The sequence below is a fragment of the Actinophytocola sp. genome (assembly GCF_009379765.1).
Classification (GTDB): Bacteria; Actinomycetota; Actinomycetes; order Mycobacteriales; family Pseudonocardiaceae; genus Actinophytocola.
Genome location: NZ_WHTD01000054.1, coordinates 1 through 14,474, shown reverse-complemented (window position 1 = coordinate 14,474; position 14,474 = coordinate 1). Strand labels below are relative to the sequence as shown.

The 14,474-nt window shown below is 70.6% G+C and carries 15 protein-coding genes; 7 read left to right on the top strand and 8 right to left on the bottom strand.

Features of this window, described 5'->3' with window-relative positions; genetic code table 11:
- Positions 1 to 106: 106 nt before the first annotated feature.
- Positions 107 to 331 (bottom strand): hypothetical protein, encoded by a 225-nt coding sequence (locus GEV28_RS18025; protein ID WP_291413246.1) that lies wholly within the window; start codon positions 329 to 331, stop codon positions 107 to 109.
- Between the two features lie 262 nt (positions 332 to 593).
- Between GEV28_RS18025 and GEV28_RS18020 the strand changes: the two genes are divergently transcribed.
- Positions 594 to 1,385, top strand: a complete 792-nt coding sequence (locus GEV28_RS18020; RefSeq protein WP_291413245.1) for a response regulator transcription factor — start codon at positions 594 to 596, stop codon at positions 1,383 to 1,385.
- 14 nt (positions 1,386 to 1,399) lie between these two features.
- Entirely contained in the window at positions 1,400 to 2,314 is a 915-nt protein-coding gene (locus GEV28_RS18015) for an AfsR/SARP family transcriptional regulator (RefSeq protein ID WP_291413244.1), read from the top strand.
- A 10-nt stretch (positions 2,315 to 2,324) separates the two neighbouring features.
- Here the strand turns inward: GEV28_RS18015 and GEV28_RS18010 are convergent, their stop codons facing one another.
- Entirely contained in the window at positions 2,325 to 2,651 is a 327-nt protein-coding gene (locus tag GEV28_RS18010) for a hypothetical protein (RefSeq protein WP_291413243.1), read from the bottom strand.
- 253 nt (positions 2,652 to 2,904) lie between these two features.
- A complete protein-coding gene (locus GEV28_RS18005; protein ID WP_291413242.1) occupies positions 2,905 to 3,849 on the bottom strand; it encodes a ScbA/BarX family gamma-butyrolactone biosynthesis protein in 945 nt (314 codons plus the stop codon).
- A gap of 328 nt (positions 3,850 to 4,177) precedes the next feature.
- On the opposite strand from GEV28_RS18005, the gene GEV28_RS18000 reads away from it, so the two are divergent.
- On the top strand, positions 4,178 to 4,807 hold the full coding sequence (locus GEV28_RS18000; RefSeq protein WP_291413241.1) for a ScbR family autoregulator-binding transcription factor: 630 nt from the start codon (positions 4,178 to 4,180) through the stop codon (positions 4,805 to 4,807).
- Between the two features lie 13 nt (positions 4,808 to 4,820).
- Here the strand turns inward: GEV28_RS18000 and GEV28_RS17995 are convergent, their stop codons facing one another.
- Complete coding sequence (locus tag GEV28_RS17995; protein ID WP_291413240.1) at positions 4,821 to 5,390, bottom strand: nitroreductase family protein; 570 nt, start codon at positions 5,388 to 5,390, stop codon at positions 4,821 to 4,823.
- Positions 5,391 to 5,488: 98 nt separating this feature from the next.
- On the opposite strand from GEV28_RS17995, the gene GEV28_RS17990 reads away from it, so the two are divergent.
- Complete coding sequence (locus GEV28_RS17990; RefSeq protein WP_291413239.1) at positions 5,489 to 6,256, top strand: SDR family oxidoreductase; 768 nt, start codon at positions 5,489 to 5,491, stop codon at positions 6,254 to 6,256.
- 8 nt (positions 6,257 to 6,264) lie between these two features.
- Here GEV28_RS17990 and GEV28_RS17985 read toward each other — a convergent pair whose 3' ends face one another.
- The 4 genes from GEV28_RS17985 to GEV28_RS17970 all read right to left on the bottom strand — a co-directional run bounded on the left by GEV28_RS17985 (position 6,265) and on the right by GEV28_RS17970 (position 10,160).
- The gene (locus GEV28_RS17985; protein ID WP_291413238.1) at positions 6,265 to 6,900 is read right to left on the bottom strand and encodes a ScbR family autoregulator-binding transcription factor; all 636 of its coding nucleotides are present in this window, start codon (positions 6,898 to 6,900) and stop codon (positions 6,265 to 6,267) included.
- Between the two features lie 133 nt (positions 6,901 to 7,033).
- A complete protein-coding gene (locus tag GEV28_RS17980) occupies positions 7,034 to 7,909 on the bottom strand; it encodes an AfsR/SARP family transcriptional regulator (protein ID WP_291413237.1) in 876 nt (291 codons plus the stop codon).
- Between the two features lie 185 nt (positions 7,910 to 8,094).
- Positions 8,095 to 8,934 carry an AfsR/SARP family transcriptional regulator gene (locus GEV28_RS17975; protein WP_291413236.1) on the bottom strand — a complete coding sequence of 280 codons (840 nt, stop codon included), beginning with the start codon at positions 8,932 to 8,934 and terminating at the stop codon, positions 8,095 to 8,097.
- Between the two features lie 239 nt (positions 8,935 to 9,173).
- Positions 9,174 to 10,160 (bottom strand): DUF2156 domain-containing protein, encoded by a 987-nt coding sequence (locus GEV28_RS17970; protein ID WP_291413235.1) that lies wholly within the window; start codon positions 10,158 to 10,160, stop codon positions 9,174 to 9,176.
- Positions 10,161 to 10,399: 239 nt separating this feature from the next.
- Between GEV28_RS17970 and GEV28_RS17965 the strand changes: the two genes are divergently transcribed.
- From GEV28_RS17965 to GEV28_RS17955, 3 genes are read left to right on the top strand one after another with little or no spacing between them, the layout of a single operon-like run.
- Entirely contained in the window at positions 10,400 to 11,959 is a 1,560-nt protein-coding gene (locus tag GEV28_RS17965) for an aldehyde dehydrogenase (protein ID WP_291413234.1), read from the top strand.
- A 1-nt stretch (position 11,960) separates the two neighbouring features.
- On the top strand, positions 11,961 to 13,100 hold the full coding sequence (locus tag GEV28_RS17960) for an acyl-CoA dehydrogenase family protein (RefSeq protein WP_291413233.1): 1,140 nt from the start codon (positions 11,961 to 11,963) through the stop codon (positions 13,098 to 13,100).
- Positions 13,100 to 14,323, top strand: coding sequence for an aminotransferase class III-fold pyridoxal phosphate-dependent enzyme (locus tag GEV28_RS17955; RefSeq protein WP_291413232.1), 1,224 nt, complete (start codon positions 13,100 to 13,102; stop codon positions 14,321 to 14,323). Before GEV28_RS17960 ends, GEV28_RS17955 begins: the two co-directional genes overlap by 1 nt.
- Positions 14,324 to 14,474: the final 151 nt, after the last annotated feature.

Here is a 14,474-nt window from a genome sequence, read left to right as displayed (position 1 = left end):
GTGGTTCAGGGCAAGGCGGAGGGAGAGCCTCATACCGGGTTGTATTCGGCTCTTCCGACAACGCAGCCCTGGGCCACCTGGGCGCGAATCGCGCGGCCGGGATCCGTCAGACGTGCCCTAGCTCGCGGGAGTACATCCGCAGCACGTCCTCGGGTATCTCGATGATCGCCTCGCCGCGCGGCACCGGCCCGACATCCACGAGTGCCTGGGGATCGGTGACGATCCAACCCTGGGCGATGTACGTGCGGCGGTCGGTGCGGTCGGTGGCGAACAGCGTGGGTGACTGGCCCTCCTGTGAGAGAGGGTCCTTGCCGATGAAGCGCGCGCGCAAGCTCGTCTCCGTTTCTAGAAACCGGGGGAATTGTTCGTGATCGTGAGCGACCTGGCCGGGGTCGTCAAACCGCGGACGGGGCCGGCTACCGTTCGTCGACGCGCGGGTCAGCGGAGAAACCACAGGTCGGAGGCCTCAACCGCCCGTAGTTCACCAGTAGAAGACCGCTCAACGAAAGAACCCCCGCGGGTCACGGAGCCTTAGCGTGAACGGTGCCGGGGCCTGCGCTCCGGCCCGAGAGGTTGAGGGCGAGGCGAGACCGATGGACCAGTGGACCGAGACGACATGGCCGGGCCGTGTCGACCAACCCACCCTGCGCGTGGTCTCCGGACACGCGGTCCGCGTCCTGCCCAGGCCCGGCGAGCGGTCCGGGGAACGTCCCGGTGAGGAGCCCCGGCTGGCCGAGGACGACGAGCCCGCCGGCATCCGGGTGCTCGTGGTCGGCGACGACGTGCTCGCCCGGCGGGGCGTGCTGGCCGCGCTCGACGGCGAGCCGGGCATGGTCGTCGTCGGCGAGCACCGCAACGGGCCGGCCGTCCTCACGACGCTCACCGCCCGGCACCCGGACGTCCTGCTGCTGCACGGGTTGCGTGCCGAGGACGCCGCGCCGGTGCTCGCCGCCGTTCGGCGCACCGGCCGGACGGTGCGGGTGCTCGGCATCGGCATGCGCGACGGCGAGGCGCTGCCCGGCCCGGGCGCGTGCGGGTCGCTGCCGGCATGGGCGACGCCGGAGGAGGTCGTCGCCGCGGTCCGGATGGCGGCGGCCGGGTTCGCGCTGAGCCGCGCGGGCGAGTGCGCGACCGGCCGGCTCGTGCGGCTGCCGGAGAGCCGGCACGTGGCGGTTCGCGACGGGCTAAGCGAGCGCGAGTGCGACGTGCTGGCGCTGGTCGCGCGCGGCATGTCCAACGCCGAGATCGCCGGGGAGCTCACCCTGTCCGAGCACACGGTCAAGTCCCACATGCAGAACCTGCTCGGCAAGCTCGGCCTGCGCAACCGGATCCACGCGGTGATCTACGCCTTCGAGTCGGGCCTCGCCGCGCACGAGCACCGGTGAGCTCGGAGACACCGATGCAGCTGTCGATCCTCGGCCCACTGGAGATCCACGACCGGCACGGCACGCTGGTCGAGGTCACCGGCCTGAAGCGTCGCGCGCTGCTCGCCACCCTCGTGCTGTGCGCGGGCCGCACGGTGTCCGCGGACCGGCTGATCGCCGAGCTGTGGGGCGAGCGGCCGCCGGCGAACGCCGCCAACGCGCTGCAGGCCCACATCCGCCGGCTGCGCAAGGTGATCGAGGTGGCGTGCGGCGAGCCGGACCGGATCGTCACCCGACCGCCCGGCTACCTCCTGAGCCTGCGACCGGGCGAGACCGACGCGGTCGAGTTCCTCGGCCACCTCGGCCGGGCCAAGAAGCTCGCCGGCGCCGAACCGGCGCGCGCGCTGCCGCTGCTGCGCTCGGCGCTCGCGCTGTGGCGGGGGCCGGCCCTGGAGGGCTGCGTGGTCGGCGACATGTGCGCCACCGAGGCGGTCGTCCTGGAGGAGCACCGGCTGACCGCCCTGGAGATTCTGTACGACGCGAGCCTGCGGGCCAACCAGCACGGCGAGGTGATCGGCGAGCTGGAGGAGACCTCCGCCGCCTACCCGCTGCGGGAACGGTTCTACGACCAGCTGATGGTGGCGCTCCACCGCAGCGACCGGCAGTCCGACGCGCTCGGCGTGTACGACAGGGCCCGCCGCCGGCTGCTGCACGAGCTCGGGGTGGAGCCGGGACCGGTGCTGCGGGCCCGGATGCGGTCGATCCTGGCGAACGTGCCGACAACGGACCCGGAACCGCCGCCGGCACGGGACTTCGCCCGGACCGAGAGTGCCGAGCTGTCCAGGGAGCTCGCCGAGCTGCAGCAGCGGATCGACACGCTGGCCAGCCGGCAGGAGGCGCTGCTCGAGTCGCTGCGCTCGCCGGCACGGGAACGGATGCCGCGCGGTTAGGGCGCGCGCCCTAAAGGGTTTCCGGGTCGTGGACGACCACATCGAGGTGCTCGGCGAGGATCGCCTTCACCTCGGTCTTGGCACGCATGTAGGCCTCGGCGATGTCGGACGGGATGCCGTCCTTCGACGCCGCGACGACGGCGTCGGGAGGCCGCACCCCGGGCGGCGCCTCGGACACCCGCTCGAAGCCGCGCACCGAGCCGGCGGCGCGTTCGAGGAGAGATCTGTTGCGTGGCCCCGTTTCCGCCGCGAGGTACAGCACCTGCGTGGTGGACTCGCGCAACGCCCGCTCGACGATCTCGCGGTTACCGGGAAAGCCGTCGTCCCGCATCGTCATGGTCGAACTCCGTTCCGGCCGCCGCGCGGCACACCTCGCGGACGTCCATTGTCGACGCTTCGGCGCGGCGCGGGCAATCGGTCCACCGAGCGGTCTTCGTCCATCCGCGGCGGGAGGGAGGTCATCCCTCCCGCGACGGACGGGCATGGACACTTCAGCTTGTGGCTGCGGGATGAGGGAGATCGACCAGGGCACGGCGGGGCGCAGGTCGTGCGCGGGCAGGGCGCCGTGCTCCGGAACGGAGCGGCGGAGCTCAGCGAACCAGCAGCTCGATGACGCCGTTCGCGGCGTCCCGGCCCGCCTGCTCGATCACGACTCGAACACCGGTAGTGCCATCGGCCGTCGAGCCGACCACCTCCGCCGAGACGTAGCAGGGCGAGTCGAACTCGAGGTAGTGCGAGAACGCGAGGTCACCGGCCACGGGCAGCGCACCGGGGCTTTCCACCGCCAGCAGCGCGGCCTGGCGCGCCGCCTCGACGACCGCGTTGCCGGGCACGTGGTCGATCGCGTGGTCGTAGATCACTGAGTGGTCGGGGGAGACACGCAGCTCCCAGCCGTCGCCGTCGGGCCGTTCGGCGAGGAGGACGTCGATCTCGTCGGTGCGGCCGACGCGCTCCGGCGCGACCGGGGTCGCGTCGAACGGCGGTGGCTCCGCGTCCTTGTACTCGCCGCGCAGCTTCGCGTAGGCGGGTCCGGACACGCAGCTCCACCGGTAGGTCGCGGCACCGATCTTCTCGCCGTCGCGGCGCGCCTCGACCTCTGTGCGCATCGAGGCGATCCGGCGGCCGCGCCGCTTGACGTCGTGCTGGGTGACCAGCATGACCAGGTCGACCGGCAGGTCACCGGCGGTCCGGAGGCCGGCGGGGTCGACCTGGAACTGCTTGTCGTGCGTGACGAACTTGGACTCGCGGGGAATCTCGTAGGCCACGTGGCCGACGAGCAGACCCGCCTGGCGCACGCACTCCAGGAGGAGCAGCGAGTCGTGGTGGTCCCCGACCGGACCGTAGAAGGAGTGCGCCGCCGGGAGCCGGGCGCTCACCTCGAAGGTGTCGTACCCGGTGACGCGCAGGTTGGTGACGAAGACGTCCGTATCGCCGGTGCGGCGCACCAGCCGGGGTGGAACGGCCTGCTGGAACAGACGCTCCGCGCGTCGTGACTTCGTGGGTAACTCGGGCTGCGGGTTGATCATCGTGGTCATGGCAAACCTCTCATGAAGGTCCTGTGGCGTCGTTGCCAATACCGTGTCAACGTCCTACGCCCGGGCGGCGATGACAGGGACCCGTCCGGCTCGGGTCGATCGGTACGCCGCTCGCTTGACTCTGGAGAGTGGCGTGGGCCACAACTCGAAGAATACCTACCACCCGGTTTTTTTTCGAGAGGCGATTGCGCCATTCTTGAGCTACCCTGGACCGGAGGTCGAGCATCGCTGGTGTCCTCCAGGGTGGCGCGACCCCAAGGTGTGCGAGACATGGCATCGTGGTCTGCGGCCACCGTGGCCCAGGGTCATTCACGGGAGGTGCGGAACCTTGCCACGCCAGGATCGGGCGGAGCGAACCCGTAACGCCATCCTCGACGCCGCGGCAGCGGTGTTCGACCAGCGGGGCTTCGCCGGCGCGAGCCTGTCGGAGATCCTGGCCAAGGCCGGGGTCACCAAAGGCGCTCTCTACTTCCACTTCTCCTCCAAGGAGGAGCTCGCGTCCGCGCTGGTCTCCGAGCAGTGGAACTTCGAGTTCCCGCAGGCGGCGGACTACAGCAGCAAGCTGCAGGCGCTCATCGACGTGAGCCACGTGTTCGGGCAGAACCTGTGCAGCAACATTCGGGTCAGCGCGAGCAACCGCCTCGTCACCGAGGCCAACGTCTCCAGCCCGGCGCCCGCGGTGTACGAGCGCTGGATCGAGATCGTGCACGAGCTCATCGTGGCCGCGCAGGAGGCCGGGGACATCCGCAAGGAATGGGACCCGATGACCATCGCCACCTGGCTGACCGGCGCCTTCCTGGGCGTGCAGACGATGTCGGGCGTGCTCACCAACCGCGCCGACCTGCGCGACCGGATCACCGACATGTGGCGGATCGCGCTGCCCGGCCTCGCCGCACCGCGCCGCCTGTCCCGCTTCATACCCGCCGGCACCATCCAGTGGGACTCCAGCGCGGCCTAGGCCATGTCTCGACCTAACGGCTCCCGTAGCGCTCCAGGTGGACGATCTCGGCGAGCGGCTTGCGGCCGAGCCTCATGGTGTGCAGCGGTAGCCGGTCGTCCACATCCCGTTCCGCGCTCACCAGGTGTGCCCGATCCCCGGCCGGATGTCCGGCCGAGATGGCGATCCGGATGGTCCGATCGGCGGGCACACCGAGCAACTGCTTGACCGCGTCGCCCTGCTCCGGGCGGGCGAACCCCGCCACGCACGCGCCGATCCCGTGCGCGGCGAGGGTGAGCAGGACGCGCTCGGCGCACCGGCCGGCGTCGAAGTCGGCGCGCTCGTTCGCCATCACCAGCACGATCGCGAGCGTCGCGTCGGCCAGGTGCCGGGCGCCCGGTCCCCCGCCGATGTCGGCCAACGCGGCCACCGTCTCTCGGTTACGGACGAGGACGAGCTCCCACGGCTGGCGGTTGCTCGAGCTGCCGGTCCACCGCACGACGTCCAACAGATCGTCGATCACGTGCTGAGCTACCGGTTCCGCGGTGAACCGCCGCACCGAGCGGAGATCGCGTAACAGCCGGACATGCTCGCTCGCGGTCATGCGGCCTGCCTGTTGACTCGGGGACAGCGGCTTCGTACCGTGCGACTTGCTCGCGCCATACCGGTCGGAATGTTACCGCTGCCCATCCAAGGAGCGCGATGATCCGAAGGAACGTCCTGATCACCGGCGCCAGCGGCGGGCTCGGCATGGGGATGGCCAGGCGGTTCGCCGCCCTGCAACGGAACCTGGCGTTGTGCGCCCGCCGACTGGACCGGCTGGAGACACTGCGGGACGAGCTGGTCGCGGCCCACCCGGGCATCTCGGTGGCGGTCCGCGAGCTCGACGTCAACGACCACGACGCGGTGTTCACGGTGTTCGGCGAGCTGTGCGACGAGCTCGACGGGCTGGACCGGGTCGTCGTGAACGCCGGGCTCAGCAAAGGACACCCGGTCGGCACCGGCGCGTTCGACACCAACCGCGCGATCGTCGAGACCAATGTGCTGGCCGCGCTCGCGCAGGCGGAGGCGGCGATGGAGATCTTCCGCGCCCGACGCCACGGGCACCTGGTGATGATCTCCTCGATCGCGGCCCGGCGCGGCTTTCCCCGCGGCATGAACGTGTACTCGGCGAGCAAGGCCGCCGTCTCGGCGCTGGCCGAGGGTCTGCGGGTGGAGATGTCCGCGCTACCGATAGAGATCACCACGATCTACCCCGGATACATCCGCACGGAGATGAACGCGAGCCGGCCGAACGCGCCGTTCGTCGTCGACACCGACACGGGTTGCCGCATGCTGGTCGAGGCGATCGAGCGGGAGCCCGCGCAGGCCAGCGTGCCGCCGTGGCCGTGGGGCCCGATCGGCTTCGCCCTGCGCCACCTGCCGTCCCCGCTGACCGCACGGCTGATGACCCGGATGTCCCGGCGCTGAGGCCGGGGTCAGCCGTCCGGCCGGCTCGGCCCGCCCGGGTCGATCCGGGCGAGGTCGTCGTGGGCGACGAGACCCGGGAGGATCAGCTTCCACATCTCGCGGACGTTCTCCCGGATGTCGCCGTGCCGGATGCCCGACCACCACAGCATCTCCACGCCCGCGCAGATGGTCAGCACGAGCGTGCTCGCCTGCTCGATCGCCACCCCGCCGCCGAGGTCGCCTGCCTGCTCGGCGCTGATCAGCATGGTCTCCACGGCCGAGAGCAGGTCGACGTAGAAGTCGAGGAACGGCGCGCCGCGGTGGCCGCACTCGCGCGCGGTGCGCAGGCTCGCCCGCACCACCGGTTCGTGCTCGAGCCAGCGCGCGAGCTCGTGGGTGAGGTCGACCAGGGACTGCAGCACCGGCAGCCTGTCCTCGAGCACCCGGTGCACGGCGTTGCGCAGCAACGTGCACGCCTCGGCCTGGATCGCGCCGGCGAGCTCGTCCTTGGAGGAGAAGTGGAAGTAGAACGCGCCCTTGGTGACCCCCGCGGCCCGGCTGACGTCCTCCAACGTGGCCCCCGAGAAACCGTTGCGGTCGAACAGCTCCGCTGCGGACCGCACCAGATGCAACCGCGTGTTCTCAGATCTCGACTGTTTGGTCACGACACGTCCCGAGGCCCCAGATCCGCTCAACCGTTGAGCGGATTGTCCATCCGAGGGATCTCACCCCGGCTCATATGCCAAAGTAGGGCGCGTCGCCGCAGCCCTACTTTTGCCTCTGTCCAATGGTTCAACGTCAGCCCGCCCGGTCCAACGCGGCCGCCTCGGTACCCACCTCGGCAAGCCTGCGGTCCGACATCAGGATCGCGTGCTGGAGTCGGCGCAGGCTGGGCGATGGCTCGAGACCCAGCTCGTTGACCAGGCCGGTACGCATCCGCCGGTACACGTCGATGGCCTCGCCGCGCCGGCCGGACCGGTACAGCGCCAGCATGAGATGCGCGTGCAGGCCCTCGTGCGTGCGGTAGCGGCCGACCAGCCCGGCCAGCTCACCGAGCAGCTCGTGGTGGCGACCGAGACGCAGGTCCGCGTCGATCCGCCGGTCCAGCACGTTCAGCCGAGCCTCCTCGAGGCGGTGGGACTCCACTTCCAGCAGCGGACCGGTCTGCACGTCGACCAGCGCACGTCCGCGCCAGATCGCCAGGGCCTCGGTGAAGCTGCGCGACGCGCCTTCGTAGTCGCCCATCTCCCGTGCTCGGTGCCCCAGTGCGGCGAGCCGGTCGAAGTCGCGGACGTCGACCCGGCCACCCATGGTGTCCAGCAGATACCCGCCCGGGTAGGTGACGAGCACGCGCTTGGCGTCGGTCGGACCATCGGCCGGCGACTGGTCGAGTGCCGCACCGATGAGGTTGCGCAGGTGCAGGATGTAGGTCTGCACGGTGGTGTTGGCGCTGCGCGGGATGTCCTCCCCCCACAGCTCCTCGAACAGCGACGCCATCGGCACCACCTGGTCGGCGTGCACGGTGAGCATCGCCAACACCTTACGGGGCTTGGCGGCGGTGGGGACCACCGACGTGCCACCTTCGCGGGCGACTAAGGGCCCTAAAACGTCAATGTCCACTTCGGTCTCCTGGGGCCTGTGTGGCGACCGACCGCCAACCGGTTTGATCGACATCTGCTCGGCCGCTCCTCAAGAGTACAAAACCGACCGCCCGGTTTGTCAATAGAAGCCGACTGGTTGGTTTCTTTTACTCGTGCGTAGTATTTGCTGGTCAACGCAATAGTCACCCTGCGCGGTCGCCAACCTGCACAATCGCCGCATGAGGTGACTCTACGTCGTGTAGTTCCCTTATCAATCACTTATCCCGCAGCGGTCTGAGGCCTGCCGGCCTCCGGAACGAGGTCCAGCGACGGGTCATGGTTGAGGATGGCCTGCATGCGGTCCTGCAGCATCGTGGACGGCTCCATGCCCAGCTCGTCGACCAGCCGGCGGCGCACGACGTTGTACTCGCGCAGCGCGTCGGCCTGCCTGCCGGACCGGTAGAGCGCGATCATGAGCATCTCGGCCAGGCGCTCCCGCCAGGGGTAGAGCATGGCCATCTTCTTGAGCTCGCTGATCACGCCGCCCTGGATGCCGGCCACGATGCATGCGTGGAACTTGTCCTCGATGGCGGCGAGGCGACTCTCCTCGTAGTGCAGGACCGAGCTGTGGCACATGGGTCCGCCGGCCACGCCCTCCAGCACCGGGCCGTCCCACAGCTCGAGCGCCTCGCTGAGCAGGTCACGCGCCTTGACCGGATCGGTGGCGAGGTCGTTGCGCGCCAGGCCGACCAGGTGCTCGAAGAGCTTGGCGTCGATCTCGTTGGTGTCGGCGTGCAGGACGTAGCCGGTGGGCAGGGTGACCAACCGGTCCTTCGCGAATTCGTCGCCGAAGTTGTTCCTGAGCAATTTTCGCAACCTGGTGATCAATGCCTGCAGCGCGTTGTTCGCCTTCGCGAGCGGCCGCCCTTCCCACAGTTCCTCGAAGAACTGCTCCTTGGTGACGACCTTGCCTGAATTGATCAACAATGTGGCCAGCAATGTGCGCTGCCGCCCCCCTTGGATCGCCAGCAGTCGACCGTCCTTGACCAGGCCGACGGATCCGAAGAGCTTGAAGATGACCGTGCGCGCCCGTACCGGGGACAAGTGCCTGTCCGTCATACCGACCCGCCTCCTCCCGTGACTCGCCCCGACCGATGCTCGGCAACGCGGCTGACACCGGAATGACAGCCACCTGACCCCGCGACCGGTTCACGAGCGGCCCCACGACCCGCGAGTCCCCGGTCCCGACCCCTCGAGTCCAGCTCTGCGAGCCGAACCATTCCGGACTCGCGGGTTCTGGGCGTTGGACTCGCGGTTGATGCCGGGGGCCGGAGGCCAAGACCGGGCACGGGGCGTTGCTACAGCGCGTTCGCGGCGCGGAAGATCTGCAGGAAGCCGTTCAGGCTCGCGCCGTTCGAGAAGGCCACGTACTCCGGCAGCACCGCGTGCGGGGCCCACTTCCGCTTGTACGCGAGCTGCGTCGCGGCCGGGTACACCGCCGCGCCGCGCCGGCCCAGTTGGCCGACCAGCCAGCGGAACCAGGGGCTGTGCGACGGGTGCTCGTGGGCGCCGGTCAGGCCGGTGAACGGGGTGAAGCCGAAGTGCAGCCACGGCGTCCCCTCGGACCGGAAGCAGGAGATGGCGGCCGCGTTGATCGCCTCCATCACGCCCGGTGGGACCGTCGGGCGGCGGCGCGACAGGTCGTGCAACCAGCCCGGGCGGGTGCCGTAAGCGGGCGAGTAGGAAATGTAGCCGGCCAGCTCGCCGTCGATCGTGCCGGCGAACAAGCGGCGGCACTCCTGCATCGGACCGCCGTACTCACCAACCAGGAACTCCAGCGGCTTCGCGTGCTTGCCCTTGCCCCGCAACCACTCCTCGTCCAAAGCGACCATCCGCGAGTGCCAGGAAGGCTGGCCGACCTCGGCCACGACCAGACCACCGCGGGTGGCGCGGGAGATCTTGTTCCGCAGCCGGACGAACCGGGACCCGCGCAGCGTGAACGCGTCCAGGGACACCGCGTAGGAGGCGCCGACCTGGTTCACCGTGTAGCCCTCATCGACGTAGGTGTCCACATCGGACTCCTGGGCCTGGATCGCCACCACGCGGCAGCGCAGCGAGCGGGCGTGCGCGGTGAACGCGCGCAGCAGGGCGGCGGGGTCGGGGCCGAACGGGGCGCCGAACACCACCAGGTACCGGCCCGACCGCCGGTACGCGACCACCCCGTCGAGCCCGGGTGCGGTGAAGAAGGCGTTGCCGGAGCTCAGCGCCAGGAACGCGCTCGGATTGTCCGCGTACTCCGCGATCGCGGAATGCACGGAGCAGGTTTCCAGCGTTGCCGTACTCATCCTCGATCCACCGATCCTGGCCGGCTGTTACGTTCTCGGCATCGAGTATCAGTCGGCCGGCCGGCATCGACAACCGGCCCGCGACCGGCCGGTCAGCCGCCCGTCAGCAGCGAGAACGCCCCGACCGCGCTGTCAGTGGCACATCAGGACTCATTGTCAGACTCGAGTTCGTGACGCTGAGTTTGGCCAGTGGTTCCGCGCGAGTGCACGGCGATCCGACTCCCACATATCTGTCCCATGTGGCCGGTCGGGACGTCGACTCCGGACGCTACCTCTACACCGTGAGCACGCGGTCGATCCTCACCGACGTGTTCGCGAGCCTCACCCTCAAGCGCCGCCTCGAGCAGGGCCACGAGGACGTACCCACCGACGACGTCGTGGGCCGCTGCGCCGTCGCCGATCCGGAAACCGTTGCGGCGGCGGTGGATTCGGCCGCCGCGGCCGCCCCGATCTGGGCCGCAACACCGCTCGCCACCCGGATGCGGCTCGGGGAGATGGTCCGCGCCCGCATCCGCGCGCACCACGCGGAGCTCGTCGACGTGCTCGTCGCCGAGGGCAGTCCGGCCGCGCTCGCCCGCTGGCAGGTGGCCGGGCTGCTGGAGCTGTTCAGCGAGGAGACCCTCGACTACTGCGCCGGCCAGCTGCATCGGGAGTTCCGGCACGGCGACCGCACGCTGACCGTGCGCAGGGTCGCCGACGGCGTGGTGTGCGTCAACCCGCCGCAGAACGCGCCCGCCGCGAGCGCCCTGTTCGGCATCACGCCGCTGCTCGCCGGCAACGCGGTGATCGTCCGCGCCCCGCGCAGCGCACCGCTCGGCGTCATGTTCGCGCTGCGCGAGCTCGTCCTGCCCCCGCTCGAACAGCTCGGCGCGCCGGCCGGGACGCTCAACTTCTTCTGCGCACGGCCGGGCCCGACGATCAGGACCTGGCTGGAAAGCCCGCAGGTCTCCGACATCTTCTACACCGGCGACGTCGAGCGCGGCCTGGAGCTCGAGCGTGAGTGCGTTGCGCGCGGCAAGAAGCCGATCCTCGAGCTCGCCGGCAACGACTGCGTGGTCGTCTGGCGCGACGCCGACCTCGACGGCGCGGCCGAGGCGCTCAGCGAGTGCTTCTACGGCTCCGGCCAGATCTGCATGGTGCCCAACCAGGTCGTCGCGCACCCGGACATCGCCGACGAGCTGCTCGAAAAGCTCACCGAGGCAGCGAAAACGGTGCGCCCCGGCTACCCCGACGACGACACGGTGCTCCTGTCCCCCGTCCTGCGCAGCGAGCGGTTCTTCGCCTACGTGCGCGACGCGCTCGACCGCGGCGCCACCCTCGTGCACGGCGCCCGCCGCCTCGAGGTGGACGGCGAACCGTCCGACACCGGCCTCTTCCTCGAGCCCACGGTGTTGCGTGTAGACGGTCTGGCCGGCGCGCGGGAGATCGACGCGGTCCGCTCCGAGACGTTCTTCCCGCTGCTGCCGGTGATCGTCCCCCGGCCGGCGCCGGACCTGCTCGACGACGTGCTCGCGTTCGTCGACAGCAACCCTTACGGCCTGCGGAACTCCTTGTGGGCCACGGACGAGGCGGTGATCGACCGGTTCGTCGCGGAGACCGCCAACGGTGGCGTGCTCAAGATCAACGACTCGCACATCGGGTTCGTGCCCTACCTGCCGACGCACGGCGGCACCGGGCTCACCGGCGGCGCCTTCGGCGAGGCCAACTACCCGATGCTGCGCAGCTCGCACCTGCAGGGCGTCTCCCGGGCGACCGGGATCCGGCCGCGCGAGGCGTTCTTCAACCCACGGAGGGGCTGACATGCAGTTCATGGAGGCAGACCGGCACGTCTGCGACAAGCTGTTACCGGGTCTGCGCCAGCAGCTCGCCGAGATCCCGCTGCCCGAGCTCGAGGCCGCGGACAGCCCGGCGATCGAGATCTTCCGCTCGCACGGCGGCACGAACCTGCTGGTGCCGGCGGCCTACGGTGGGCTGGACGCGTCCCCGCTGGACGCCGCGCGGGTGGTGCGCGCGCTGGCCGCCGCGGCACCGTCGATGACCGTGGCCACGATGATGCACCACTTCTCGCTCGGCACCCTGTTCGCCATCGCGGAGCTGGTCGGGGCCGGTTCCGGCCTGGACGACCTGCTGCTGCGCCGGGTGGTCGACGAGCGGCTGCTGGTGGCGTCCGGGTTCGCCGAGGGTCGCACCTCGCAAGGGATCCTGTCGCCGACGATGATGGCCGAGCCGGTGCAGGGCGGCTACCTGGTCAACGGCGCGAAGAAGCCGTGCAGCCTGTCCCGGTCGATGGACCTGCTCACCGCGAGTGTGGGCATCGAGCAGGAGGACGGCTCGGTGGCGATGGGGCTGCTGATGCTGCCCGCGGACACCCCCGGCATCTCGATCCACCCGTTCTGGTCGACGTTCGCGCTCGCCGGCGCGGAGAGCGACGAGATACGGCTCACCGACGTGCTGGTGGCGCCGGAGCAGATCATCGCGCCGGACCAGACGCTCGCCGCCGCGATGGACCAGCTGACCACGGTCGGGCTGATCTGGTTCCAGCTCACCGTGTGCGCGGCCTACACGGGCATCGCGAGCGTGCTGGTGGAGAAGGTGCTGTTCGGGACGCGGGGCAGCGGGTCGGACAGGGCGGCGCTCGCCGTGCGGATCGAGTCGGCGGCCGCGCTCACCGAGGGGCTCGCGCGGCGGATGATGGACGGTGAGACCGACAACGACACGCTCGCCGCGGCGTTGGTCACCCGGTACGCGGTGCAGGACGCGGTGGCCGCGACGGTCACCCAGGCCGTGGAGCTGCTGGGCGGGATGTCGTTCATCGGCAACGGCGACGTGGCATACCTGGCCGCGGCCTCGCACGCGATCGCCTTCCACCCGCCGTCGCGGACCGGCGTGGCCGGCGGGCTCGTCGACTACTACGCCGGCCATCCCATGGTCGTGGCCTGATGTTGTCCACTGTGGACCCCATGTTCGGCCGGCACCTGTCGAAGGGCCGGGCAGTGCTGGGCGAGATGTTCGGCGGCGACGTCGAGGTCTCCTCCGCGGGCGCGTGGGTGCGCACGAGCGCCGGCCGCGAGCTGCTGAACTGCGGCGGCTACGGGGTGTTCATCACCGGTGCGCGGCACCCGCGGGTGCTGGCGGCGGTGCGCGAGCAGCTGGACCGCAACCCGGTCGCCACCAGGCTGCTGCTGGAGCCGCAGGCCGCGCTGGCCGCCGAGGCGCTCGCCGCGGTGACGCCGGCCGGGCTCGACCGGGTGCACTTCGCCTGCGGGGGTGCCGAAGCCGTCGAGGCCGCGATCAAGCTCGCGCGGGCGAACGGTCGCCGGCACCTGGTGTCCATGGTGGACGGTTACCACGGCAAGACGCTCGGCGCGCTGTCGGTCACCGCGAAACCCGTGTTCCAGCAGCCCTTCCGGCCGCTGCTGCCGGACGTGACACACGTGCCGTTCGGCTCCGTGGCGGCACTGGGCGAAGTGCTGGCCCGACACCCGGACGAGGCGTGCGTGATCGTCGAGCCGGTGCAGGGCGAGGCGGGCGTGGTCGTGCCACCCGCCGGCTACCTGCGGGAGGTCGCCGCACTGTGCCGGACGCACGGCGCGTTCCTTGTCCTGGACGAGATCCAGACCGGGCTCGGCCGGCTCGGCCACTGGTGGGGCGCGGACCGCGACGGCGTGGTGCCGGACGTGCTGCTGGTGGGCAAGGCGCTCGGCGGCGGGGTGCTGCCGGTGTCGGCGACGGTGGCGACCCAGGCGGCGTTCGCGCCGTTCGACCGGGACCCGTTCATCCACACCTCGACGTTCTCCGGCGCGCCGCTCGGCATGGCCGCGGTCCAGGGCGCGCTCGCCGCGATCCGCGAGGACGACCTGGTGGGGCGCGCCTCCCGGCTCGGCGCGCGGCTGCTCCCCGAGCTGCGCCGGCTGTGTTCGGACGTGCTCGGCGACGCGGTGGCCGAGGTTCGCGGGGTCGGCCTGCTGATCGGCGTCGACTGTGCCGTCGAGGGGCTGGCCGGTGAGCTGCTGCTGGAGCTGATGTCGGCCGGGGTGATCGCGAACCACTCGCTCAACTCGGACCGGGTGCTGCGGCTCACCCCGCCCGCGGTGCTGGACGACCGCGAGCACCAGTTCCTGCTGGACGCGTTCGAGCACGCCGCGCGTGCGGTGCTGAACTAGTGTCCCGCGCCGGAAGTTCATCACTTGTCTCGCCGGCCCAGCTTCCTGCTGGCGGCGTTGCCGGTCCGCCCGAGTACAACCCGGTACGAGGACGAACCGGCGCCTTGCCAGCAGAAACCCGGATCCGCCGAGATAAGCAACAGACTTCCGG